At 58.4% G+C, this 21,630-nt stretch carries 23 protein-coding genes; 13 read left to right on the forward strand and 10 right to left on the reverse strand.

The window, feature by feature from the left end:
* The first annotated feature begins 21 nt into the window (after positions 1-21).
* From G3N95_RS15170 to G3N95_RS15185, 4 genes are all read left to right on the forward strand, one after another.
* Complete coding sequence (locus G3N95_RS15170) at positions 22-351, forward strand: hypothetical protein (RefSeq protein WP_205970898.1); 330 nt, start codon at positions 22-24, stop codon at positions 349-351.
* Between the two features lie 58 nt (positions 352-409).
* Complete coding sequence (locus tag G3N95_RS15175; RefSeq protein WP_205970899.1) at positions 410-802, forward strand: hypothetical protein; 393 nt, start codon at positions 410-412, stop codon at positions 800-802.
* A gap of 106 nt (positions 803-908) precedes the next feature.
* Positions 909-1,583 (forward strand): Lar family restriction alleviation protein, encoded by a 675-nt coding sequence (locus tag G3N95_RS15180; protein WP_205970900.1) that lies wholly within the window; start codon positions 909-911, stop codon positions 1,581-1,583.
* 81 nt (positions 1,584-1,664) lie between these two features.
* Positions 1,665-1,805 carry a hypothetical protein gene (locus tag G3N95_RS15185; RefSeq protein WP_165904502.1) on the forward strand — a complete coding sequence of 47 codons (141 nt, stop codon included), beginning with the start codon at positions 1,665-1,667 and terminating at the stop codon, positions 1,803-1,805.
* A gap of 177 nt (positions 1,806-1,982) precedes the next feature.
* On the opposite strand, the gene G3N95_RS15190 is transcribed toward G3N95_RS15185, so the two are convergent.
* Positions 1,983-3,113, reverse strand: coding sequence for an integrase domain-containing protein (locus G3N95_RS15190; protein ID WP_205970901.1), 1,131 nt, complete (start codon positions 3,111-3,113; stop codon positions 1,983-1,985).
* 1,253 nt (positions 3,114-4,366) lie between these two features.
* Between G3N95_RS15190 and G3N95_RS15195 the strand changes: the two genes are divergently transcribed.
* The 3 genes from G3N95_RS15195 (at position 4,367) to G3N95_RS15205 (ending at position 6,247) form a co-directional block, all read left to right on the forward strand.
* Complete coding sequence (locus tag G3N95_RS15195; RefSeq protein ID WP_205970902.1) at positions 4,367-5,386, forward strand: PRTRC system protein D; 1,020 nt, start codon at positions 4,367-4,369, stop codon at positions 5,384-5,386.
* Positions 5,383-5,772 (forward strand): hypothetical protein, encoded by a 390-nt coding sequence (locus tag G3N95_RS15200; RefSeq protein WP_205970903.1) that lies wholly within the window; start codon positions 5,383-5,385, stop codon positions 5,770-5,772. Before G3N95_RS15195 ends, G3N95_RS15200 begins: the two co-directional genes overlap by 4 nt.
* A gap of 112 nt (positions 5,773-5,884) precedes the next feature.
* A complete protein-coding gene (locus tag G3N95_RS15205; RefSeq protein ID WP_205970904.1) occupies positions 5,885-6,247 on the forward strand; it encodes a hypothetical protein in 363 nt (120 codons plus the stop codon).
* Positions 6,248-6,320: 73 nt separating this feature from the next.
* Here the strand turns inward: G3N95_RS15205 and G3N95_RS15210 are convergent, their stop codons facing one another.
* The 5 genes from G3N95_RS15210 to G3N95_RS15230 all read right to left on the reverse strand — a co-directional run bounded on the left by G3N95_RS15210 (position 6,321) and on the right by G3N95_RS15230 (position 9,693).
* Positions 6,321-6,542, reverse strand: a complete 222-nt coding sequence (locus G3N95_RS15210; protein WP_205970905.1) for a hypothetical protein — start codon at positions 6,540-6,542, stop codon at positions 6,321-6,323.
* Between the two features lie 104 nt (positions 6,543-6,646).
* Positions 6,647-7,729, reverse strand: coding sequence for a primase-helicase zinc-binding domain-containing protein (locus G3N95_RS15215; RefSeq protein WP_205970906.1), 1,083 nt, complete (start codon positions 7,727-7,729; stop codon positions 6,647-6,649).
* Between the two features lie 276 nt (positions 7,730-8,005).
* Positions 8,006-8,824 (reverse strand): hypothetical protein, encoded by an 819-nt coding sequence (locus G3N95_RS15220; RefSeq protein WP_205970907.1) that lies wholly within the window; start codon positions 8,822-8,824, stop codon positions 8,006-8,008.
* 9 nt (positions 8,825-8,833) lie between these two features.
* Positions 8,834-9,268: a hypothetical protein gene (locus G3N95_RS15225; RefSeq protein ID WP_205970908.1), complete on the reverse strand. Its 435-nt coding sequence runs from the start codon at positions 9,266-9,268 to the stop codon at positions 8,834-8,836.
* A gap of 95 nt (positions 9,269-9,363) precedes the next feature.
* The gene (locus G3N95_RS15230) at positions 9,364-9,693 is read right to left on the reverse strand and encodes a hypothetical protein (RefSeq protein WP_205970909.1); all 330 of its coding nucleotides are present in this window, start codon (positions 9,691-9,693) and stop codon (positions 9,364-9,366) included.
* A gap of 327 nt (positions 9,694-10,020) precedes the next feature.
* On the opposite strand from G3N95_RS15230, the gene G3N95_RS15235 reads away from it, so the two are divergent.
* From G3N95_RS15235 to G3N95_RS15260, 6 genes are all read left to right on the forward strand, one after another.
* On the forward strand, positions 10,021-10,755 hold the full coding sequence (locus G3N95_RS15235; RefSeq protein ID WP_241018548.1) for a nuclease-related domain-containing protein: 735 nt from the start codon (positions 10,021-10,023) through the stop codon (positions 10,753-10,755).
* Positions 10,756-11,120: 365 nt separating this feature from the next.
* Entirely contained in the window at positions 11,121-12,395 is a 1,275-nt protein-coding gene (locus G3N95_RS15240) for a hypothetical protein (RefSeq protein WP_205970910.1), read from the forward strand.
* Positions 12,396-12,442: 47 nt separating this feature from the next.
* Complete coding sequence (locus G3N95_RS15245; RefSeq protein ID WP_241018550.1) at positions 12,443-13,654, forward strand: FlhC family transcriptional regulator; 1,212 nt, start codon at positions 12,443-12,445, stop codon at positions 13,652-13,654.
* Positions 13,655-13,677: 23 nt separating this feature from the next.
* Positions 13,678-13,848 carry a hypothetical protein gene (locus tag G3N95_RS15250; protein WP_205970911.1) on the forward strand — a complete coding sequence of 57 codons (171 nt, stop codon included), beginning with the start codon at positions 13,678-13,680 and terminating at the stop codon, positions 13,846-13,848.
* Position 13,849: 1 nt separating this feature from the next.
* Positions 13,850-14,242 (forward strand): hypothetical protein, encoded by a 393-nt coding sequence (locus G3N95_RS15255; protein ID WP_205970912.1) that lies wholly within the window; start codon positions 13,850-13,852, stop codon positions 14,240-14,242.
* Between the two features lie 170 nt (positions 14,243-14,412).
* Positions 14,413-15,492 carry a CAP domain-containing protein gene (locus G3N95_RS15260; protein ID WP_205970913.1) on the forward strand — a complete coding sequence of 360 codons (1,080 nt, stop codon included), beginning with the start codon at positions 14,413-14,415 and terminating at the stop codon, positions 15,490-15,492.
* Between the two features lie 750 nt (positions 15,493-16,242).
* Here G3N95_RS15260 and G3N95_RS15265 read toward each other — a convergent pair.
* Genes G3N95_RS15265 through G3N95_RS15280 form a run of 4 tightly spaced genes read right to left on the reverse strand, consistent with a single transcriptional unit; the run spans position 16,243 to position 21,630 of the window.
* Positions 16,243-17,463: a hypothetical protein gene (locus tag G3N95_RS15265; RefSeq protein WP_205970914.1), complete on the reverse strand. Its 1,221-nt coding sequence runs from the start codon at positions 17,461-17,463 to the stop codon at positions 16,243-16,245.
* A 12-nt stretch (positions 17,464-17,475) separates the two neighbouring features.
* Complete coding sequence (locus G3N95_RS15270; protein ID WP_205970915.1) at positions 17,476-18,069, reverse strand: type 4 pilus major pilin; 594 nt, start codon at positions 18,067-18,069, stop codon at positions 17,476-17,478.
* Positions 18,070-18,124: 55 nt separating this feature from the next.
* Positions 18,125-19,243, reverse strand: a complete 1,119-nt coding sequence (locus G3N95_RS15275) for a type II secretion system protein (protein WP_205970916.1) — start codon at positions 19,241-19,243, stop codon at positions 18,125-18,127.
* Between the two features lie 8 nt (positions 19,244-19,251).
* Positions 19,252-21,630 carry an ATPase, T2SS/T4P/T4SS family gene (locus G3N95_RS15280; RefSeq protein WP_205970917.1) on the reverse strand — a complete coding sequence of 793 codons (2,379 nt, stop codon included), beginning with the start codon at positions 21,628-21,630 and terminating at the stop codon, positions 19,252-19,254.

Below are 21,630 nucleotides of genomic sequence, written 5' to 3' on the forward strand. Positions count from 1 at the left end.
AATCTTGAATGGCAACACCTGATGGGCGACAACACGAGTTCCGTTATCCCTTTTCCGCGTGCACGCGTCACTACCGACGATCGCAAGCATCGTCCAGGCGAATGCTCGCACCACCACATCAAACTGGATACGCGCGGAGGCATTGTGACCTGCCGCGACTGCGGCGCGTCGCTCACGCCGTTCTGGGCGCTCAGGATGCTCGCTGACCAGTACGCTCTCGCAGTGGCCGAGATCGATCGGTTGGAGGACCGCGTTTCGAGAGCAGACGCACGCATTCTCGATCTGTCTCGCGATCTCGACCAGCACGTAGAAACCGAAAGAGGCCGAAAAACTGCACCAGACGCGCCTTGACGCGCCCGGCTACCGTGATCGAATAGGACTCTACTGTCTATCACTGGAGCATTTCCTCATGAAGCGCACTTTCGACTGCGGCCACACCGGCAAGGGCAAGTATTGCCACGCCTGTGCCATGCTCACGAAAACCAAAGAAAATGCACGTGCCGCGCGCGAAAGCAAACGATCCGAAAAGACCCGCGCTGCCAGCATGGACCCAATCGACCTTTCCTGCGTCGATCATCTGGTTGCCGTGCAGAGAGAGGCACGCGGCCTGCTCCTACAGGTGCGAGACGGTACGCATCCCTTCGCGCTCAAAGGGAAGCCGATCAAGTCCTCGAAAGGGCAGCTGGTATCGGTTCCTGTCGGGCGGTCGTATCGTCTGATGTTTGATGCGGACACGCTTGCTCCGCTCGAATTACTCAGTCACGAGAGCTATAACAAGGTCGTAGAAACCCGCCCCGTTTGATTTGAGCGTGTCGATGACCGATTTCTTGCCGTTTTGTGCGATTATCACGAGCAGACAAGACGCACCAATTTAAAATAGCGTTACAGCTCTTGACCGAAAAAACGCAATGACTGACGAACTCTTCCCCTGCGCCCATTGCGGCGGCAACTGGGCTTTCGGATGGTCCCAACGCGTAATCAACCAGCGATCCAGACCGTTGACTGACTGGTCTCAGGTCGGCAGCAACGCCGGCCGTGCGCTGATCATGGACGACTTCGAGCCGCGCCCCCCTTCGGATCGACCAACCGAGACCGTCTGCTGCATCTGCTGTGAAGACTGTGGGATGCAGACACCTTGGTTTCCCATCGGCGACGACAAGCACGCCGCGCTGGAGAAGGCGGGCAAGGTCTGGAATGAGCGCCTGAACCGACCGAAAGCCACAGAAGGCGATTTGCTGGACCTCGTCCGCAAGGAGATTTCGCCCGTCGACGTGCCTTACATCCTTGATCTGCTCGCCCGAACCAACGAGCACTGGGAAACGCGCGGTCCGATTTTCGCTGCGCTCGCGCAAAAGGTCATCGACGGGAAAATCACCGCCCGCGACTTCTGGCCAATAGAACCGGTGCTGATGGACGCCGCACGCTACCGCACACTCCAGCAGCTAGCCCGCTTCGTCTACATCGATGGTGTGGCATCGGTGCAGTTCCCGCGGATTCCCGCAACCGACGGCGACGAGGAATGCCCGTTTGAGACCCGCGTTTCCCTGGCCGTAGATGATCTGCCTGATCGCAATCGTTGGTGACTTGACTTCACGCAGGCGGCGCCATACTGGATTTAGGTCTCTCCGGTTGGTGAGGCCAGCCTAAGCCACTGGAGAAACCGCATGTCACCGATCGACTATATCCGCGCTGCCTTTCGTCACCGCACGGAGCTCATGCCCGAGATCGCGACGGTATTCGCACTCGGCATCATCTTTACCTATCACGCGTTGACCAGCCCGGCGCTCGACTGGATGTTTCGCTGAAAATCGCCAAAGTGCCCACTACGTGTAATGGGCACTTTGCCAGTGGAGAATTTCTAATCCGTTGAATTTTCAACGTTTCTTCTTACCCATCATTGTAGCCATTCCTGCGCGTCGCGACTTTTGTGGCTACAGTTTGACCTGCCCCAGTGACTCTGAGCGACGTATTCGTCCCGTGCGTCACACTCTCTCCAAGAGCCGATACAGCGCCTGTCGCGAGATACCCAGCGCCGCGGCTGCCTGACTCTTTATCCCCTTGGCTTCGTCAACAGCTTGCTCGGCCAGCTCCCTCGTCATCTTTCGGGTCTTCGTTGCACCGAGCGCGTTATGCGTTGAGAGATAAGCGTTCGCCTTTGTCCTGCGACTATGGCCAGCAGCCTCGACCACACGCTGCATTGCTTCCGCGTGCGCCTCGCGATCGACTCGTCCCGCCGATTGCTTGATCGGGGCCGGTACACCCGCCAGCCGTTCATACATCTGTTGCAGGAATTGATGGCGCAAACCGTGGCTGGTGACGCCGATCCCGGAATTGGTCACGCCGTGTTTTTCGAGGACGTGGTAGTAGCGGTTCTTCCACTGCTGTTTCGTCACGCCGTGCGGGATCATCGATCCGGTATACGGGTTGGCAAGGTGCGCTGCTTCTTCGAGGACGGCCAGCTTGAATTCAATCGGCACAACGCGATCGCGGCCGCCCTTGGTGCCACGCGTGACACCAAGCATGCCATCGTCGCGTACCGCCTCAGCCGGCCTTAGGAGAAAACTCTCTTCGACCCGCAAGCCGAATGCTGCCTGAAGCTTGAGCTGGATCGCGACGTATCGATCAGTCGTGGCGATCTCTTCGATCTTTGCAGCGGCGTCAATGCCGTTCCCGTCCCATGACTTGTCCTCGAGCGCCACATACGACCGCACGAGACCATTCGACTCCCGATCCGTGTAATCGGCAAGTGTGCCGACAAGATTCGGCTTTTTCATCCATTCGGCAAGCGCCCGCAGATAGGTGAGCTTGTTCTCAATCGAGCCGCCGCTCAGGCCCGCTTTGATCCACAGATTAACCAGAGCCTGAACATGCTTCTGCTTGAGCGCATACGGCGATTGAAGCGCATACCCGTTCTGCCGCAGTTCCTCGAACGACCGGCAAATCTGCTGCGTTCGGTAGGTCTGCGTCTTGATCGACAACGGCTTGGCGCTGATTCTGGTACGGCTATGGACGCGGTCTACATTGGTCAGGAACAGCTCTTCCAGTGAGGCCTTGAAATCCGCAGGCAAACGGTAGTCGCGCAGCACTGCGCGTACATTCAATATTGCTGCCATCGTCGGTCTCCCTATAATCAGTGCAAACGCGGATGCTTCTAAGAGGCGATACGCCCGCCCCTTTACTCCGCAATTTTTCGTATCGCAGCGTCCAGAACCCAGGGAGCCTATCCCCCGAGCCAGCGTGGCGCACCGCGCGTTGCGTAACCCCGCCGGGCCCTGCCTTCCTGTCCTTTAGCGATTCCATTCGATCAGCCCCGCACGTGGAAGAAACGTGCATCGACTGTCCGTCTGCTGCCTGCTGCCAGACACCGCGCTTGCGCGTGATCCCTGCCACCAGAAGTGCCGCGTTGCGCATCCGCGAACCGGATCTGCCTTTGCAGAGTCCATCGTCGTTGATTGCATCCGCCGCTTCCCGCTGGTCGGGCCCGAAGCGTCTTCGCTCCGCGAACCCGGCTATGCCGCAGCTACGGCTACCGTGCCGGCCTCCGACGCGCTTTCGCGTGCCGTGGGCGCCCGTCTCTCAACCCGCGCCGCTGTGGCCATCCTGCCCCGGTAATTCCTTTTGCGCATTTTTGTCTCCGGCTGCGCCTACCGTTCGTCTTCCGTACAGGGACATGCTCGCCTTAACTGGCGTGCACATACCCCCACCCCCAAGTCCGTTCATCCGCCGCAGTAGTAGGTCGGGCTTCATGTAACGAGTCCCAGCTTCGTGTGCTGAAAGGGTGCGTCCATGCTCTTTGAGCGCGGTTCGTTCCAGCGTCCAGACTGTCCGACTGTCCGCTTGAACCTCCGCTCAAATTGCAAATTCGGGCAAAATCGCCCGCTAACCCAATGGATATCGCGTGTCCGGTGTCCTCAAATTGGGCCGGATTGCTTTTGATTTGATTCAGAAAAAGGCCGCTTCAGATTGCGGCCTGTGACAGAAGGGGATTTCGCCAGGCATAGCGATTCCCTTCAATGATGAAACTCAAGGTCGATGCGCAGTTCGCGCGGTGGGTAACGTAGAGATTAACGGGGTCGTTTGGCACGCGGTGCTGCGAAAGCTGCGTAAATGTTGCGAGCTTTGATTCCTTGACTTCATTCCCAAGTCGCTAGAGTTGGAACGTCACAAAGAGCTTTGGCGCAAGATTGGTCCGAGTACGGGCCAACCGGAACTCCAAGGCAGCTATCTGGCTAAGCGTTGTAAGTGGCTCGGGCCAAGCTTGGACTCAATTGCGCGTTCGCCTTCGCCCTTGTTCAACTTCGGTCCAAACATGGCCCAAGCTTGGCCCAAGCAACGTGACTTGATCTAACAACTCTGGAGAGAGCAAATGAAAGTATCAGTTTTTGCAGTCGACGTCGGATATGGAAACACCAAAAGCGCATTCCGCATGGGTTCTGACATTGCGACCCAGATGTTCCCGTCTCTGGCGCCTATTGCTGTAAGCGACGCAGTGTCGGGCTTCGGCCAAGGCGTGCTGCATGCACGCAAGGTCGCGCCCATCGAGGTCGACGGCGCAACGTACGAGATCGGGCCCGGTGTTGAACTGTCTTCGGCATATGGCAACGCAGGGCGCACCTTGTCGGAAGACTTCTGCCTCACGCCAAACTATGCGGCACTTCTCGGTGGCTCACTCTATTTTGCAGGGGTGACGGAAGTCGAGCGCATGGTGCTCGGGCTGCCCGTCCATAGCATCACGAAGTATTCTGCGCATCTGCGCGACGCGTTCACCGGCACCCTGAACTTCGGCCACGGCCCAGTCAAGGTAGGCTCGGTCAAAGTCGTCCCTCAGCCGCTCGGCTCCCTGGTGTCATTCTCTGAATACGGCGGCAGCCGGTTCGATCGCGAGAATGCCCATCTCGTTATCGACGTCGGCTATTTCACGACTGACTGGGTCGTTGCGCATGGCTTCACTATGAACGATCGCCGCAGTGGCGGCGCACCGGGCGGCGCATCGCATGTCTACAAGAGCATCGCTTCCTTGATTGCGAAGCAGGAAGGTGAACCGGTCGACGATATCGAACGCATCGACAAGTGCCTGCGCGAGAAGAAACCCATGCTGTTCTATGGCAAGGATATCGACCTCGATCCCTTTCTCGAACAGTCACAGGCAGTCGTCAATTCCACGGTCAAGGAAATGCAGAACAGGGTTGGTCGCACGGCCGACCTGCGCTCTATCGTGCTCACCGGCGGAGGTGCTGGGCTGTACGAACCCGCGATCCGCGCTGCCTTCCCGCGCGTTCAGCTCGACGTCCTCGATGCGCCCTGCTTCGCGAACGCTAAAGGCTTCCTGATCGTCGGTGAATCGACGCTCGCACGTGAGCGCAAGACGATGGGAGTCGCCGCATGAATGAGGTCACACTGGTCAAGGTGACGCTCAACGAGGCGACCGACCCTGATCTGTATGCCTACATCATGCGGTACGACAATCCGCGCGTGCGTGCTGGCGCGCTCAGAGCGCTTGCAAGGGCCGCTCTCAGGCGTGATCGCAGCCATTCGACGGGGGAATCCATACCGGCGGTCGAAACGCCGCCCGTGGCGATACCGGGGCTGGTATCTCATCCCGGCGGCCGTGACATGCAGACCGCGACCGCGAGCAAGCCGGATCTCCGATCCCATCCCAATCCGATCGCCACGCGTGAAACGGCAACCACGCCTTCTAGCGATGCGAGCGGCGCAGGAAACGGGAGACGGTTTGACACGGACGCGATTGCAGACCAGTTCGCGCAATTCTGATCACGGCCGGCGATCTTGACTTCGCGTAGTATTTGCGAATATAGGTCATCGGCTTATCAGCACATCGCTGCTAGAGCCTCAACCTAACGGAGTCACACTGTGGAACTTTTCAATGCACTCGCGCAGTCCGATTGGACGCGTGCCGCGCGCTTCTGGCTTCTCGCCGCAGTGGCGCTCGCTGCGTTGGAGTCTGCTTATCATTTCCGCGGTGTGCTCAAGGTATGGTTTCGCAAAGGAGGCGATGATGTTTGAAAAGTTTATGAACCTCTCGCCTGCCGGCCGTCGAGTGGTCATCGCGGTCGCCCTGTTTGCGATCATGTTCGTCGACGTGTTGCTCCCTAAGTGTGATTTCACGGTTGGCCTCTTTTTGTTGAGCGGCCTTGGTGGCATCTGGGCAATGGGTCTAATGCGCCCCATCCTGCTTTTCCTCTTTTTCGTGGTGAGGGCTGTCCTCCGCTACAAAGCCATCGATTAGTGGTGTACCTGCCCGCCCTTTCCTGCGGACGAAAAAAAACCCGGCAAGCCGGGTTTTTTCTTTATGGGGTTGGTTAATGCAATAACGAAACACCTTGCGCGCGCGCCTGATGGCGAATGCAGTAGAACCATGCATCATCAAGATCGAGGCCGACCTTCTCAGGCTTGATGTTGCCTTGCTGGTGACGGTCGATCACATCGTAGGCTATCGCTTCCGACTTACCGACGCGTACTGAGCCGTTTTTGACGCCCGACGTTGCAACGATCTCAAACCGGCCAACAATCATCGTGAACATGCTTTTCTCCATTGAAAAGGCCCGACGGATTGCGGCCCCGATGGGGACGAATCCCCACCGGGCGGTTTAAGAAACAACACTTCAGCGGGGATGCCCGCTTTCAATCAAACATGCAGCGCCTGACGCTCCCTGCCCGCTCCCGGAGGAACGACGAGAGCGCGTGGCGCGGTGCAGGACGCCAACCACTCGTCTGCGAAATCGGTCCCTCGTACTTTGGGCCGATGAATGATCACCGTGTACCCTTCCGCTCGAAGCCGCTTCGCGAGAATCAGCGCCGAATCCATCCCGGGCGATTTGCGCGTCTTGGGATCGACCACATCGAAGTCCGCGAAAATATGTACAGCGCGGATACCGAGGCCTTCCGGCACAACGAAATCCGAAAGAAGGTTTCTGTTCAGGCAGTACCAGACTGGCACGCCAAACATCATGTGCGCCGCGAGCACTGTCTCCAGGCCCTCACCTACTCCGATTTCACCGTTCACAGCTTCCATCAGCCGGACTGCGCCGCCGTTGAGCTTGTTCACGGTCACGTCGTTCATCTTGGATGGCAGGACTTCACCATCGTTAGTGATGATCGTCGCCTTCGCGGCCTTCGACCGATCGAGGAAAGTTCGATGCAGCGTGCCGAGTCGACCGTCCGGCAATACGAACCGGGCAAGAATCCCGGGCCAGTCGCCGATCACCTTCTTCTCATGCCGATACTCGAGCATTCCAAGCCGCAACGCTGACGACGGCGCCACGGCCAGACCGGGAACGCGCGAACGCAGGTAGCGCGAAATGAGATCGTCGCGACCATTGGAAATCGCTTTTCCCCACATCGAATCAAGCCGCTTTTGTGCCCACGCCGGGTCAGCCTTTCGGCCTGGGGCGGGGGCTCGAGTCCTGACGGCATGGTTTCGTGCGGTAGCCGGAAGGCCGCCGTCGAACTCGAGCATCAACTCGCGAAACGAGATGCCCGCCGTTTTGCAGATCAACTCGAAGCCGTCGCCAGCCTTGAAGCCGCCGTCATTGCATTTCCGGCAAACCCAGTCGCCGCGTTGGTGCTGGTTGTCATAGGTGAAGCGGTCGTTGCCGCCGCAAATCGGACACGGCGAGCCCTTCCCGGTCAGTGAACTTGCGGGCACTCCATACTTCTGGAGCAACGCAACCCACTGTTCCGGGGACAGCTTGACGTTCTTAACATTCATTTGTCACTCCAGTCGTGTGGTGTGGTTGAGGTCGATGCCTTTGAAAAGGCGGAAAACCGTTGCTCAAAAAAGCCGTCCGGGAACGCGATTGCGCACCGGATCGAACGGCTTTTTTCAGCAAGGATGGTCTGACGGAAGGATTGGTCGCTGACTGCAGCGCGACGAAGATCTCGCCCTCGTCGCTTTGGCCTCCCACGCGGGGTACGGTCGAAGCAACGAAGGTGAGTTATTACGGGATCGATGGTGAGAATCTTCGGGATCGGTGCCAGTAGTCGATCACTTTTTCGTGACGGACCACAGCCACTTGTCCCAGAGAATCTGTGCTCCCGACGCATCGAGCTTGGGCCGACCATCGTTGCCGACGGCTGGAACCTTGGTTTTTCCAAGGCGCCGGACCTCGACACGATCGCCAATATGGCAGCGCGCTTCGGCGATGGCTTCACGCAGTCCCTCGCCCTGCAGAACGTGCTGCTCGCCGCGTTGCTCAAGCGTCAGGCAGAAGGAGACATATGTCTTTCCCGGGCGTTTTCCATCCGGAAACTCCTTCTCGCCCCACTCTCTCACCTTGCCGTAGTGCGGGCGCTCGGATCGATGGGCTTGTTGCGCCTTTACGGGTGGCTCCAGTGCCGGCGCATTGTCGATCACTAACGGGACAGGTTGGACATTCGCTTCAGCGCGCCCGCGCGAACCCGGATGGGCATGCTGTGAAGTGCTCGCTCCCGGGACGTCGGCAATCGGGACATCTGTCACGTCTGCCCGCGCTGACCGGATTGCTTCTGTAATCGCTTCCAGCATCGAGCATTGGTGCTCACGCAGAACGGCCCAGTGCGGTTCCAGCGCCGGTATCAGCTTCATACCGACTGATGTCTCGCGCAGCTCGTAGTCGAATGTCGGGTGGAACTGGACAATGACGTCGCCCTCATCGCGAAAAAGCCGGGCCTGCCCAGCGATCACAACGTGACGCTCGTTATCCGCACCGCGCCCCACTTCAACGGGAGGCGGCTGCGAAGGGGCTGAAGGGGCTGCCGAGCGCGATGGCTGCGCAGCGCCTCCAAACAGACCATCGAACATCCGGCCGAAGGAAGATGTAGTCATCACATCCCCCTACAGCAGGCTGCCGAAGCAGCTATGACGGACGTCTTCCATGTCCCGCTTGAGCAGCGGATTGCTCATGATGACGTCCTGGAGGATCTCCGGGTCAACGCCATTGATGAGGCAGACATACCGGTACGGCAATGCACCGTCCCAGAATTCCATCACCCAACCGAGCGTCGCACGATAGTCTTCCATCTCCAGCTTCTTTCTGTTTCTAATTCGCTCGCTGAACAGCGTGCAGCAATCCATCAGCGATTCGGGCATGTTGTCACCCCGACGACTGTCGGTCGCGAGACTGATCAGTGCGTCGACCATCTTCTCTCGCACGCCCTCGCTCCAGAACTGCGGATCGGGAAGCGGATCGACCTTTGCCGGTGGAGGCGCGACGATCGGCGATGCTCCGCCGAACATGTCGAGTTGCCATGCCGCAATTTCGTTTTCCATGGGATTTCTCCGTTGAACGGGAACCCATGACCCCGCAACGGGTTGGGTTCCCGTTGGGGTAAAGGTGAATGGACGCCCAAATGGGCGTCCATGCATTACAGGCCAGCAGACTTGTCGTCAGTGCCCGTTTTAAGAGGAGCAACGACAGGCGACTTTGCGTACTGTCGTTTGATAGGCGTAACCGTAGCGGTCACGTTTTCGTCAGGTTTTGCTTGGGGCGTAGCGGCCGCCGAGGGTGCCTTGGCATCGCTAGCCTCAACATCTGCTCGATGCGCATCGCGGATCGATTTCTTGATCCACATGAACACCAGGTAGCCAACGAACAGAGCCGCAAAAAACGAATGGGCCGCGAAATACAACCCGATACAGACAAGAAGGAACGACAGCGGCGTGCGCGTCGCTTTCGCAACAAACTGATTCGGCATTTTTCTCTCCAGAAAAATTAACGCACTAGGGGATGTCCAGGCTGGTCAGCGCTGGAGGGGTTTCGATGCTCGGGTGAGCAGGGAAAGCTGATGCGCGGAGAGACGCTTTCGTCACGGCTTAGCGGAGCCGTGGCGAAAACAGCAATCAACGAAGGGAGAGAACTTGAGAGGCAGGGCTGCAAGCGCGGCTGGCAGAGCCTGTTTTCGATGCGTAGGAAACGCGGTGGTTAATTGAAATTTACGGCTCCGCGCATTTAGCGTGTGCGGGAAAGCTGCGAAAAACGTACGTTCTTTCGCCCCCGATCCCAATTCGCGATTTCTCGCGCCTTGACTTCACAGCCGACGTGTAAAGCTGGTTTCCAGTTCAACACCGATGAAGGCACCACGATGGTCCTCGAGATAGCACTTGCGATAGGCGCCTACCAGTTAGTCCGCCGCTTCAAGAAACGCACCAAGGTCGCCTGGCAAGGGCTGAAGCCTTTGAGCCGGGCGGAAGCGCTGGGCGCACAGGGCGAGGCAGCAGCGCACGCAAAATTGAAAGAGACGCTGGAATGGCTCTGCGGTTCGGATTACGTCCTGCTGGGTGCACCGCTGGTTATCGAGCATGCGCCACGCACAGCCTTTCCGACCGCTGAGATCGATCATCTCGCCGTCACTCCATTCGGAATCTTCGTATTCGAGACGAAGAACTGGTCAGGGCGGATCGCTCCGTCGACCGCGCATGGCATGCTCACACGTGTTGCGTCGGATCTACGCGCAGAAGATCGCCGTTCCCCCATTGCCCAGAACCGGACGAAGATCGATTTCTTCCGCTTGAACCTGCCGCCCGTCTGGCCGGTGACGGGTGCAGGCCTCTTCACCTCACCTTCGGCAACACTCGATGCAGCACTGCATTCCGATCTACTGACCTTGGCCGACCTTCCGCAATGGTTGCGCTCAAAACGCGACGCATATGCCGGACTGCGTCCCCTCGACGTTCAGAAAGCGCTGACCGCTGTGAACCTGCTCGTGCGAACAAGCGAGAGCGATCTGCTCAAACACAAGGCAATCGTGAGCACTTAAATGCGACCTTTGTCACATTTTTCGTCGACGATAATTTCAAAAATTGTCACTAAATGTTTCAGAAATGTATCCGTTAAACGATAGCGCCCGCGTGCGTTCCCGTGCATCTAAATGCGAAAGAGGGGTCGAAAAGCATCTCTTTCCAGAAAACGACAGGCTTCTATCAGCTTAACCTTCGTTACACATGTAACGAACGACCTCGCGACGAGGGCACCGCCGAGGAAGAAAGAGCCAGGGAGTCCTCGTTGCATCCCGACGCCGCTCGAGAGCCGCAAGACGCAAACGCCCAAGCTGGTCACCCTTGGCAGTAAAGGGCTGTTTTTGTACGACCGGGGTGGTCGTGTATTCAACTGTTGGAGAGAACAATGCAAACAAGCAAGACATCCAGCACGGAAATCAAGCTCGCAGGCCGGCCGCCTGTCGTAGCTGCCGTGCATGACGTTACGAAATTTGATCCCTTGGACGAGCTTGTGTTCAGCTTGCAGGATCCGAACGCCGTCACGCGCAACAACATCGCGAGCGCCGCACAAAAGGTTTTTGGAGCGGGCCCCGAATCGGCGGAGTTCATTGCGAAGCTCGTCGAGCACATGATGTCCGTTTCGGAATCGCGGTCGAAAGTCGTCGCCGAACTGGTCATCCTGGGCGGACACCTTTCGCAAATGATGAAGTCCGCGATCAGCCACCACACAGGCAAGGTCGGTGACTCGACGAATGCACGAAGAAAAGGGGCGTCGCTCTGTTTGGATTTTTTCCACCTGGCTCTGAATATCACTCGGCCAAGCGCCTACAACTACATGCGCTGCCATCAGAGATTTGCCGACGATGCTGAGGCCGTGAAGATTTTCAGCTTCGGCGAACTCAATCTGCTGGCCACTCCGGATGTGACTGACGAGCAGATCGAGCTCATCAAGGAAAAGAAGAACGCGGATCCGAAGATCGGCCGCGCAGACGTTGCGACGATGCTCAAAGAGCTTCAGTCCAAGGATGAAGCAATCATTGACCGCGACAAGCAGCTGGAAAACCTCGAAGGCCTACTGGCAGACAATAAGCTTCAACTGGATGTCAGCGTACGCGAAAACCGCCATCTGATAGAGCAGCTGGCGGGACATCAGCGTAGTCTCGCCGATCAGGACAGCAGCATTGCGAATTTGCAGGAACTGCTTGCCCAACGGTCAGCCGGGTATCCCGCTCTGGAACAGGAGCTTGCGGCCAAAAGCAAGGCGCTTGGTGAGGCGACCGCCGAGCTGACGGCGATGCGTGCGGCGAAACCCAAAACGGAACGCGTGGAAGTTCCGGTCGAAAAGCTGCCTGATGCTTACAAGAACCTCTCAGATGCCTGTGCGGATGCGATGGGCGAACTGCAAAAACTTGAAGCGCAAAAGGATGACCTATCAAAGGAGATCGAGAGTCTCCGCGCCAACGTCGCCGCGCAGCAGTCGGAACGACAGGCAGCCGCATCAGTGAAGAACGCACTCGACGATCTCACGAACGCTTGGGGAGAAGTCTCCGGGAAGATGGCTACCGTCCAGCTGGCAGTACAGGCGTCCAGCAATCCCGAACAGTACAACCCGACACTGGAAGCGCTCGGCGCAGCGATGCGCAAGACGCTTTCGGAAGTCGACGCCGCGCTGAACCGCTAGGCTCACTAAATCAGACTGTGCTCGGGGTGAGCGACGCTCCGTCGCTCATGAGTGAACAAGAAAAAGACAGAATCATGCAAAAAGAATTCCGCGGCCACAGCGAGCCGACCAACCTCCTGCTTTCGGCGTGGCTGGCCGAAAAACTTCAGCGCGCCAATTTTGGCCTGACCGACTTCATGCGCCGCGCGCTCGCTGCACACCGTCAAATGGAGAACGTATTCGCCCTGTCACTGCCCGACATGGAAACGTTCGAGAAGTACATCGGTGCGAAGGCGACGCTCATGAATATGCCGTTCATGGCGCTCGCGCCAGTTCTCGACGATCCGCGCGACTGGGAATCCTTCGTCGACGGCGTGATGTCATCGCAGAAAGTCGAAGCGTTGACGGAGGCCATGCCACGCCTCGATCAGATCACAAGCCGGGATATTTACCACTACAACCAGGCATATGTGCAACTCATCAAGGATGTGTTGCACATGAACTTGCTCGCGGTGCCGTTGCTTGGGGTCTCGATTGAACTTGCAAACTACCTCAGGCAGTTGCCGATGGCCCGTCTCGAGAAAGCTATCGGCTCCATCCGCTTCCCGCTGTTTCGATGGCGCTTCGAAGATCCGAATTTCTGGATGGAATATGCAGCTGGATGGGTGACAGAAGAAACGGTTGCCCATTACCTCATGCGCACGTCGCCAGTTCGCACCGACTCCCTTCCCTATAAGCACATCTGGACGGATCTGCGCCTCGAGCGTGAAGACAAGGAAATCTACGCGCGTCTGATGATGGCGCAGGGATGCCGGGCGTCGACCGCGATCGACCTGTTCAATCTGAACCCGAACAAGGCGCGGACGACCTACAAAGACATTCACGGTGTGAGCTCGCCTTGCGGATGCAGAGCTAATTCTCTGCCCTGGTACGTCGATAGCGCAGTGCGTCGGCTCCAGGCGACTGTCTACGTCTGGCTGTATCGAAACGGCCTAGCCGCAGGCGGCAACATCCCGCAATCGTTGATCTCAGCGAACGACATCATGGCGAAGATGTTCGGCAAGAATCTGATGATCACTGCCGATCGCGCTAACCATTTGACCCGCTCGATGGCAATGGACTCGCGCCTGACGATCGCCGCGTGCCGTGGTTGCTCAACGGACTACGTGCTTTCGAACAGTGAAGGAAAGATCGAACTGGCGAAAGACTTTTCCTGCCCTGGCTGCAATTATTTGCTTTCGACGAAGGCCCAGGCGAGCAAGCGCAGAGCGTCCATCTGACCGAAGGAGATAAGGAGACGAACATGCACGGGACATTTCCTGTAGAAGCTGGTTGGGTAGTCTTTTCTCGCGACGGGCGCGCACAGTTCGGCTGGCGTGACCCAGAAACGGGATCGTTCCACTCCGAAGCAGACGGCGAACGCATCGCTGACGCCGTCGGAGGGGTCGAATTTTTCTCCGACGTCATGCACTGAAATGCAAGACTTCGCCTATCTCTTCAGCGATAGCGTCGCGGCCTGGCTACGAGGCCGCGGCGACTTCCGTTTCAAGCGATACGAACGCCACTACCGTGCCGGTCGTTCGGCCGCTCAGGACGCAGGAAGCTTCGATCTCGAGCGATCCAACGAACAATACGCAGCAACGTACCGCCGTAAGGGTAGCTATCTCGCCGTCGTGGTTGAAAGCAAGGCATTCAAGCGTCTGGTGCCCTTTCTCATAATGCTTTGGGGCGGATCGCTGTTGCTACCAGCAATCGGGGAATCGCAGCCAGTCGCAGCGGGCGTTGTGCTTCTTGGGATTTTTGTTGCATTACGCATCAAGGGCCGCAAAGGAAGCGCACGCGGACGCCAGCAAACGGTTGCGCGCTAACAACGAAGCGTTCAGACAGATTCTTACCCGCCATTACAATGCGTCGCGGACCGAAAACCATAACTGAGCGCAAGTCAATCGTGTCTGCCTTGACTTCGAAATGCGCTCGATAAGATGAAAGTACGGTTGTGCAAAGGGCACAGCCAACCACCACTCCGAGGGATTAGAAGATGAAAAAGAAGCCTTATGTACTGACCGCTCTTTCCTTTGCCGCTGCACTCGCCCTCTCGGCGTGCGGTGGTGGCGGCGGCGGAAGCCCGACAACCACCACTGCGCCGGTCACACCTCCGGCCAGCACCGGCGGCAATCTTCAAACCAGCGTCGCTCCTGCGACCTACACAGGCGGAACGATGCAGGCGCAAGCGTTTTCGCAGCTGAACGCGTACCGCGGTTCGATGGGTGTCGGCCTCTTGGCCCAGGACACAACGCTCGACACGGCGGCTCAAGCCCACGCGCTGTACCTGAACACGAACATCGGAACGGGTGCTATCACGAGCCTGTCGCACAATGAACTGTCGTCGCTGCCTAACTATTATGGTGATACGCCGTTGAGTCGCGCTCAGAAGGCTGGCGCACCGGTTACTGAATGGATCGGCGAGGATGTCGCCGGCGGCATCCCGCAAGCGGACGCAGCTTCGTATGCGAAGAACTGCCTGAGCCGTCTACTCGACACGGTGTATCACCTTCAGGATCTGACGAGTAGCGTAGAAAAGATTGGTATCGGCTTCACGCAGAACTCGGGCACATATGTCGACTACACCTGCTCGCTGGATTTCGGTGAAGTGACGAATGTGGTCGGCGCGCCGCAGGCTAACGCCGTCTACATCTATGGTGGCCAGCAAATGCCAACGGACGCTATGGCCGTCTCGCCGTTGACGAATGACACGGGCGTTGAACTCGCGATGACGCCTGAAACAACGAACCCGGCTCCGGATCTCGCAAACCCCGGCCGTCCGGTCATGGTTCGCGTCAACGCTGCGTCACCCGGCGACGTGCTGACGGTCAGCAGCTTCACGCTGACGGCAGCAAATGGTACGCAAGTGCCAGCGCGTATCATCGTTCCGAGCGCCGCACTGGCAGGTTCGACGGGTGCAACGGCCGACGTGAACAACAAGTTTTATCCGGGCGTCGCGATCCTGCTGCCTCTCGCTCCGCTCACAGCGAATACGACCTATACGGTCTCGTTTTCTGGCGCACGTGACGGCAAGGCGGTGAGCAAGACGTGGAACTTCACGACTGGCGCGAGCTAACTGTAGCCTTATAAACTTGCAATACAAAACGCCGTCCAGCTCTCACCGGACGGCGTTTTTTTTTATCACGCTGAGTCGCTTAGTGGTTACACGCTCCGCCCGTAGCCGTAATGTGTCCGACCCCTGCGCCCAGGAAGTGGTGATCCGCGCTGCTGAAATAACACGCGCCGACGTATTCATTGGTGTCGAAGCATGGCAGCGAATATGTTGGCCCCGTCATATACCACGCGTAGATGAGCTGGCCTTCATACGGGTTATTTTGAGTTCCTGAGACCACCCCCGGCCACCCGCCCATCGGCAATTGCCGACCCGTCATCGCATAGCCCGAGCCAGGAGGTGCCAATAGGGGCGTGCAGAAGCCAATAGGATCAGCGTCATCCGATGGCGGAGGAGCAGGCGGATTGCACGTCGGAGGTACCCATGATGAGCCAGTCCACCACGGCGACGAGGCTTGGGTATAGCCAGCCGGACACGATGGCGGGGGCGCGTAGTTACATTGCGGGGCAGACCACTGTGCACCTTGCCACACGGCGGGAGAAAGCGTTGTCCAACCAGCACCCGCCGAACACTGAGTCTGTGGAATGGCTGCGTGGCTAACAGGTGCGCCGCACGTCGAATCCTGATAGCCTGGCGCACACAGTACGGGCGTGGCCGTCGCGCTCTTCCCCACGACCAGCAGGGTTCCCATCAACAACATACCCAAAATATTCTTCCAGCGTTTCATCTCATTACCCTTCTGTTTTTGGGGATTTAGTACGCGCAATAGGTCGATACGACGCCCCTCGCGCCCGGAATCGGCGCACCAGCACCGTCGTAAATGAGGATCGTCCACGGACCCGTGCCGGCTACCGGTCCGAAGTTCACGCCCGTTGTCGGATCGACGGAAAAGTTTTGCGGCGTTAGTTCTATCTGCGGGAGTCCGCCGTTCGGACACGTCGGTGCAGGAACAACAGTGCCATGTACGACCTGCCAATACGCCATGCGCAAAATTCGTCCTCCAATCGGCAACCACGTCCCATACAGGCATTGCAGCAATTGCCCTGATCCATCGCTGTTGGCCGACATAGCGGTGCCAGAGCACGCGGTCCCCGGCACCGCGAGGTTGCCGACCTTCACGAGTCCGTCGACCGTCGCATTCCCGTGTACCGCCGCCGCGCCGGCATCCAGCGGCCCCGGTGCCGAGCCAGCGGCGTTTTGAACGTAGAGTGTCGACGGCGTGCGAATAGCAGTGCTCACCGCGACGTTCGATGCAGCCAGTGTCGGTGCTGCAATTGTTCCCGTCGCGTCGATGCTCTGGACATTGTGAAGACTCACCCCATTGACATTCTGGTCGCCCGTCCACGTCAGACTCCCGTCGCGCCGGATGTATACCGAACCACCGTCGGTGCCAGGACCGTTCGTCGCAAAGACAGTCGCCGCCTTCGCGCCCAGCGGATTCGGAGCAGTGAACGATCCATTGATGCCGCCAATCACACTGGGATTCTGGGAATTTGAGTAACCGAACTGGCTCGTCCCTGCCAGCTTTGAGCCCGCCTCCGCCACTTGAGCGGCACCGGCTACGTCAGGCTTGCCTCCCTTCAGCAGCGGGTTCGTGGGGTACATCGTGAAAGCGACACTACAGTTCCCAGCGGCCTGCGTACATCCGGCGGGCACCATGGTCATGGTCGTTGCATATGAACCGCCCCAAAACGGTCCTGCCTTGTGCGCCTGCTTAAGGTTACCGGCCGTGACAAGTTGCGCAATGGTTGGGGGCGTCAATGTTGAAACGTTACCCGATGCGGTGTACTGCGAGAGGACCGTTCCAAAGTTGTCAGAGATCCAAGCGTCGAAAGCCATCACCAGTGTTGCCTGATTCTGACCTTCGAGCGACAGCATCGTCGCACGCGTATTCGCGACATCTGCCTTGATCGCCTGCACCGTCAGAATGGCTGAACCGAGCAGGACGAACATCATCTCCAGCAAGCTTCCCATGACTGCCCCGGATCACGTGCGCGACGTGTAAAGCTGGAGCGTCGCGTATGCACCACCCGCAGCGCAAGCCGTGCCCGCGGTGGCGCTGTTGAAGGTCGTCGTCGGACCGGCGAGAGTCGTGCCGTTCGCTGCCACCTGCGAATAGGTGTTAGTCAAAGCGGCCACGCTCATGGAACATACCGCTGCGGGGACCTGATACGACATGATGAGCGAGTCGTTGGCCGTGCTCAGCGTACCGACCGAGATCGTCACGGGCTGGTTAAAGATGCCCTTCAACGATGACTTGTCCGATGCCAGACGCGCGCCTGCCGCGTCGAACGCCCGGTTCGTGGCAAGCGTAGTTAGTGACTCTGTGGAAAAGTCGGCGTCGTTCAGCGTGGCTTTCAGCATGCCCGTATGGAACATTTGCGCTTCACTCGTGAACTCTTGCGACTTAATCAGGGTGTAGACGTAAGCCCCGCCCTTGATCACCGCCATCGCGAGTAGCGCTGCGCCCGCCATGTATGCACCGGCCTCGATCAGCGATAGTTCGCCCGACTGCTTTCTGCGACGGCCCATCTGGATCAGACGCAAACGACGGACGCCGTCAATCTTTTTCTGTTGCATAAAATCTCCCAAGATTCACGCGTGAAAGCGTGGAAAAAAGTCTACGATCGACCGCTTATTGCGACCCTGCGACGGGAATGCCGCCGCTCATGTTCACTGCCCCGGTGACCACGTACGAACCGACACCGATGGTTAGAAAGAGAATGACCGCGAAGCCGAGCAGCACGTAGTGCGTTAGCCGTGCATTTCGCTTCACTGCCTCCACCACGCGAGCAAGCGAATCGCGACCAAGCGACTTAATCGCCGCTTCAAACTGATCCCGGCCCGCAGCATCAGTAATCGTGTCGACGATCATTTCCGAAAAGATGCCCGTGTCGAGGGCGCGCATCGGCTGATCGGGACGTTGCGTTAGGCGCTTGCTCATCGTTGTCAGATGCCAGCGCATCCAGGGGTCAGACGATTGCGCTACCCGGTTTATCGCAGCTCGCAGCGTCAGGTTTGAATCGAACAAGCCAGCCAGCGAAACGATCAGGAGCGCTGCTCGCATGTCGCGACGGTTTCGCCACATGAGCGGAAACCTGTCAAAGCGGTTACGCAGCGGACCTATCCAGCGTTTCAATGTGTGGAAGTACAGCGCGATCGTCGCGATCACCAGCGAGGCAGATATCCACCAGTACTCGTAAGCGAAGGTGTCGATATGAAACAGCAGACGGCCCGCGTCAGGCCATTGGTCCAACGGCTTGATCTCGACAATCTGCGGATAGATCACTCCACCAAACATCATGCAGAAGCCGTAGAGATAGACCAGCAGAAATGTCGGGTAGGCGACCTGCAATGCGGTTTGCGATGACAGCGTGCGCTTGGCGAACGCTGCCATCTCCGCAAGCTCGAACCCTCTGGCCACCGCGTCTTTCTGAGTCGACTCGTCCGCGATATCGAAAAGCGTGTACTCGTCGCCGGGGATAAACGGCTTGATAGCGGCGGAAAACGAATCACCCTTTACGAGACGCTCGCGAACTTGCGCAAAGACCTTCCACTCGATGCGGTCGCGTTTCCGGTTACGGTTCTCGTAGGTCTCGAGACGTTCGCGCAGAGTTTCGACGTCCCGTAGCCCCTTCTTCTCAATATCAAGCCGTGTTTCCTTGTAGAAGGTCTCACGCACACCCTGAAACCTCCAACGGGCAATACGCATCTGCGCTGCTTCGGGAAGCATGGCGATCAACGAACTGAGCATGACGGATATCAACCTTGTTGTAGTTTCCCGTCTGCACCCGGCATCACGCGGTATTGCGCGAAGGACTGCATGGAACGGTTGATGAATTGTGGGTCGATTTCGCCGCGCGAAGCCTTGAAAAGAGCGTGTTCATATAGCGTCTTTCCGGTCATATCCTCGTTATCGAACCCGGTTGTACGTTCCCCACGCCATACAGTGCGCGCGCCGCTCCAGTCGCGCGCCGCAATCCGCTCGCGAAATTCCGGCGTCGGTCGGTAGAGTTCGGCCACGAGCGTCGGCCGCTTAGTGCCGCCGGCGACCTTGCCGTCGCGTGAGAAAAGTCCGTCGAGACGGCATTGGTCGCAACCACCATGATTGCGGCAAGCCATCTTCGAAGTATCAAGGCCGAACTTCGAGCGTAGCAACTCGAGGTCAGCGGTAGGCATCACCTTTTCCGCAGATAGCTTGCAATTTGGGCACAGGGTCGGCACCAGCTTCTGGTTGCCCACGGCATTGATAAACCCCTCCGCCGCCAGTTCGTCGATCGGAAGTTGAAGTCGGCCGCCCGCCATACGCATGACGGCCGAAATAATGTCGCCTGCGTGTAACGAGAAGCGCACTGGATGGCCTGTCAACGCCAGTTCCGACACGAGCCCCATCACGACGCGATCGCGAACTTCCGAGATCGTGACGTCGTCCGGGTCCATACGCATGAGCGTGCGGATGACCTCCGCGTATTTTCGGTTCGCTTCCTCGTCGGACTCGTCCGGGCGTCGGATGATCGATATTTCCGACAGCCACGGCAATGGATATTCCGACGGCTCGCTGACAGCGAACTGCTTTTTGAGCTCGCGATCCGGCAGCATGTAACTCAACGCGCGCAGCAGCGTCGTCTTCCCCGAACCAGTTTCCCCCGTCAGAACCGTAATACCGCCACTGACATAGTTGAGCGTGTCGATCAAGGCAAGTTGGCTTGACGACAGCCCCATCTGCTCGGGCATGAGCACCGAGTAGTTCTTGAAGTTGCCGTCGAGCAGACGCAGCCCGACGTCATAGCCTCCAACCATCGATGCGGATTGCCATCGCAGATTTACGGTATCCCGCCCTAGAACCAGCGGGATCATTGCCGATTGCGGCGCGCTCGGCTGAAAGGAGTTGCCCGAGTTTGTATTCTTCTGGACCAGATCCGAATACGCTGCGGAGAGCGCCCGACGCACGATGTTCTTCGGCAGGCGTCGGTATGTGTAGAGGTCGCCATTCACCCGGAAGCGCACCTCGACTTCCGCCAGAAAGTCGCGCGGCTCAATATGCACATCGCTCGCGCCGTACGCATGGGCCGCCTCGATGATGTCCCGGAAGTTGCCGATTGCCCGCGATGCTTCACGCTCGCCACTGACAAGCGCATCCCGATTTCCCTGCTTTCCTTCATAGATCGCCGCGATAACCTGCTCGGTCGCGATCATCTCTTCCTGCACGAGAAGATCGTGGGCAGCGAGGTCCTTAAGGAACGTTGCGAACTGCGCGCGCTCACTGAAGCGTGCCGTCGCCGCAACGATGGCAATGCCCGGTTGTATTTCGACTGCGACGAATTCCTTGCGCACTGCCGCCGATATGCGCAGCGTCGAATCGGCTTCGATGCCCGTGATGACGCGCTTGAAGTCCGGCAGTGCTTCCGCCGACACGAGCGCAGGTCTGCCGCTCATCGTGCTGATGGACTCATTCTCCTGGTCATCGTCCTCTTCGTGGTCCCGTGTCGTCGACACGTGATTCGGTCTTTCCTGAGGATGCGCTGTTGCGGAGATAGGCACGCGAGCGGAAGACTGCGCCGATGCTCGTGCTGATGCTGCTGATGCTGCTGGTGCTGCGTGCGAGAACGATTGGGTGGTTTCAATGGATACCGCCACCGGTTCAGCGGCATCGGCAGGAAGAGCAGCCTCAGCGACCGTCGCAACCGTGGCACGCAGCTCCACAGGGTTTGACTGCGCTGCGATCATCTCGTCCAGCTCGCGCAGGGCCTTTTCGCCCTCTGCATACGCGTTGCCCAGTGTCGCGGTCAAATTGTCTGCAGGAGCCACAGCGGGCTCGCGGACTGATGGCATTGCGACGTGCTCCTCTAGCAACGCAGGAGCCTCAGGAGCCGCAGCGGCAATACGCACCTCGGTAACCTTGCCATCTGATTCCTTGAATTCCTCCACATCCGTGATGTCGTCACCGGACAGCTTGCGACCGAGAAATGACACCGTTGGATTGATCGCCTTCGTCGGCTCGCTAAAGGGCGGTTCCTTCGCGGCGCGAGTCGCGCCCTGACCCGTCGCCACAAATGCTGTCGGCCTTATGCCGCGTAACCGCTTCAGAAAGCCACCGCTTGCCTGATCCTCGTCCGTCTCGATACCTGAAAAGAGACTCAT

Source organism: Paraburkholderia sp. Tr-20389 (genome assembly GCF_017104565.1).
GTDB lineage: Bacteria > Pseudomonadota > Gammaproteobacteria > Burkholderiales > Burkholderiaceae > Paraburkholderia.

What these genes read in the sequence shown, in the direction of transcription:
- G3N95_RS15220 (WP_205970907.1), bottom strand. Translation starts at nt 8,824, where the DNA reads ATGACTACATCTTCCTTCGGCCGGATGTTCGATGGTCTGTTTGGAGGC.
- G3N95_RS15270 (WP_205970915.1), bottom strand. Translation starts at nt 18,069, where the DNA reads ATGCAACAGAAAAAGATTGACGGCGTCCGTCGTTTGCGTCTGATCCAG.
- G3N95_RS15275 (WP_205970916.1), bottom strand. Translation starts at nt 19,243, where the DNA reads ATGCTCAGTTCGTTGATCGCCATGCTTCCCGAAGCAGCGCAGATGCGT.
- G3N95_RS15175 (WP_205970899.1), top strand. Translation starts at nt 410, where the DNA reads ATGAAGCGCACTTTCGACTGCGGCCACACCGGCAAGGGCAAGTATTGC.
- G3N95_RS15195 (WP_205970902.1), top strand. Translation starts at nt 4,367, where the DNA reads ATGAAAGTATCAGTTTTTGCAGTCGACGTCGGATATGGAAACACCAAA.
- G3N95_RS15250 (WP_205970911.1), top strand. Translation starts at nt 13,678, where the DNA reads ATGCACGGGACATTTCCTGTAGAAGCTGGTTGGGTAGTCTTTTCTCGC.
- G3N95_RS15245 (WP_241018550.1), top strand. Translation starts at nt 12,443, where the DNA reads ATGAGTGAACAAGAAAAAGACAGAATCATGCAAAAAGAATTCCGCGGC.
- G3N95_RS15185 (WP_165904502.1), top strand. Translation starts at nt 1,665, where the DNA reads ATGTCACCGATCGACTATATCCGCGCTGCCTTTCGTCACCGCACGGAG.
- G3N95_RS15200 (WP_205970903.1), top strand. Translation starts at nt 5,383, where the DNA reads ATGAATGAGGTCACACTGGTCAAGGTGACGCTCAACGAGGCGACCGAC.
- G3N95_RS15205 (WP_205970904.1), top strand. Translation starts at nt 5,885, where the DNA reads ATGCACTCGCGCAGTCCGATTGGACGCGTGCCGCGCGCTTCTGGCTTC.
- G3N95_RS15225 (WP_205970908.1), bottom strand. Translation starts at nt 9,268, where the DNA reads ATGGAAAACGAAATTGCGGCATGGCAACTCGACATGTTCGGCGGAGCA.
- G3N95_RS15230 (WP_205970909.1), bottom strand. Translation starts at nt 9,693, where the DNA reads ATGCCGAATCAGTTTGTTGCGAAAGCGACGCGCACGCCGCTGTCGTTC.
- G3N95_RS15180 (WP_205970900.1), top strand. Translation starts at nt 909, where the DNA reads ATGACTGACGAACTCTTCCCCTGCGCCCATTGCGGCGGCAACTGGGCT.
- G3N95_RS15240 (WP_205970910.1), top strand. Translation starts at nt 11,121, where the DNA reads ATGCAAACAAGCAAGACATCCAGCACGGAAATCAAGCTCGCAGGCCGG.
- G3N95_RS15265 (WP_205970914.1), bottom strand. Translation starts at nt 17,463, where the DNA reads ATGGGAAGCTTGCTGGAGATGATGTTCGTCCTGCTCGGTTCAGCCATT.
- G3N95_RS15255 (WP_205970912.1), top strand. Translation starts at nt 13,850, where the DNA reads ATGCAAGACTTCGCCTATCTCTTCAGCGATAGCGTCGCGGCCTGGCTA.
- G3N95_RS15210 (WP_205970905.1), bottom strand. Translation starts at nt 6,542, where the DNA reads ATGTTCACGATGATTGTTGGCCGGTTTGAGATCGTTGCAACGTCGGGC.
- G3N95_RS15215 (WP_205970906.1), bottom strand. Translation starts at nt 7,729, where the DNA reads ATGAATGTTAAGAACGTCAAGCTGTCCCCGGAACAGTGGGTTGCGTTG.
- G3N95_RS15190 (WP_205970901.1), bottom strand. Translation starts at nt 3,113, where the DNA reads ATGGCAGCAATATTGAATGTACGCGCAGTGCTGCGCGACTACCGTTTG.
- G3N95_RS15280 (WP_205970917.1), bottom strand. Translation starts at nt 21,630, where the DNA reads ATGAGTCTCTTTTCAGGTATCGAGACGGACGAGGATCAGGCAAGCGGT.
- G3N95_RS15260 (WP_205970913.1), top strand. Translation starts at nt 14,413, where the DNA reads ATGAAAAAGAAGCCTTATGTACTGACCGCTCTTTCCTTTGCCGCTGCA.
- G3N95_RS15170 (WP_205970898.1), top strand. Translation starts at nt 22, where the DNA reads ATGGGCGACAACACGAGTTCCGTTATCCCTTTTCCGCGTGCACGCGTC.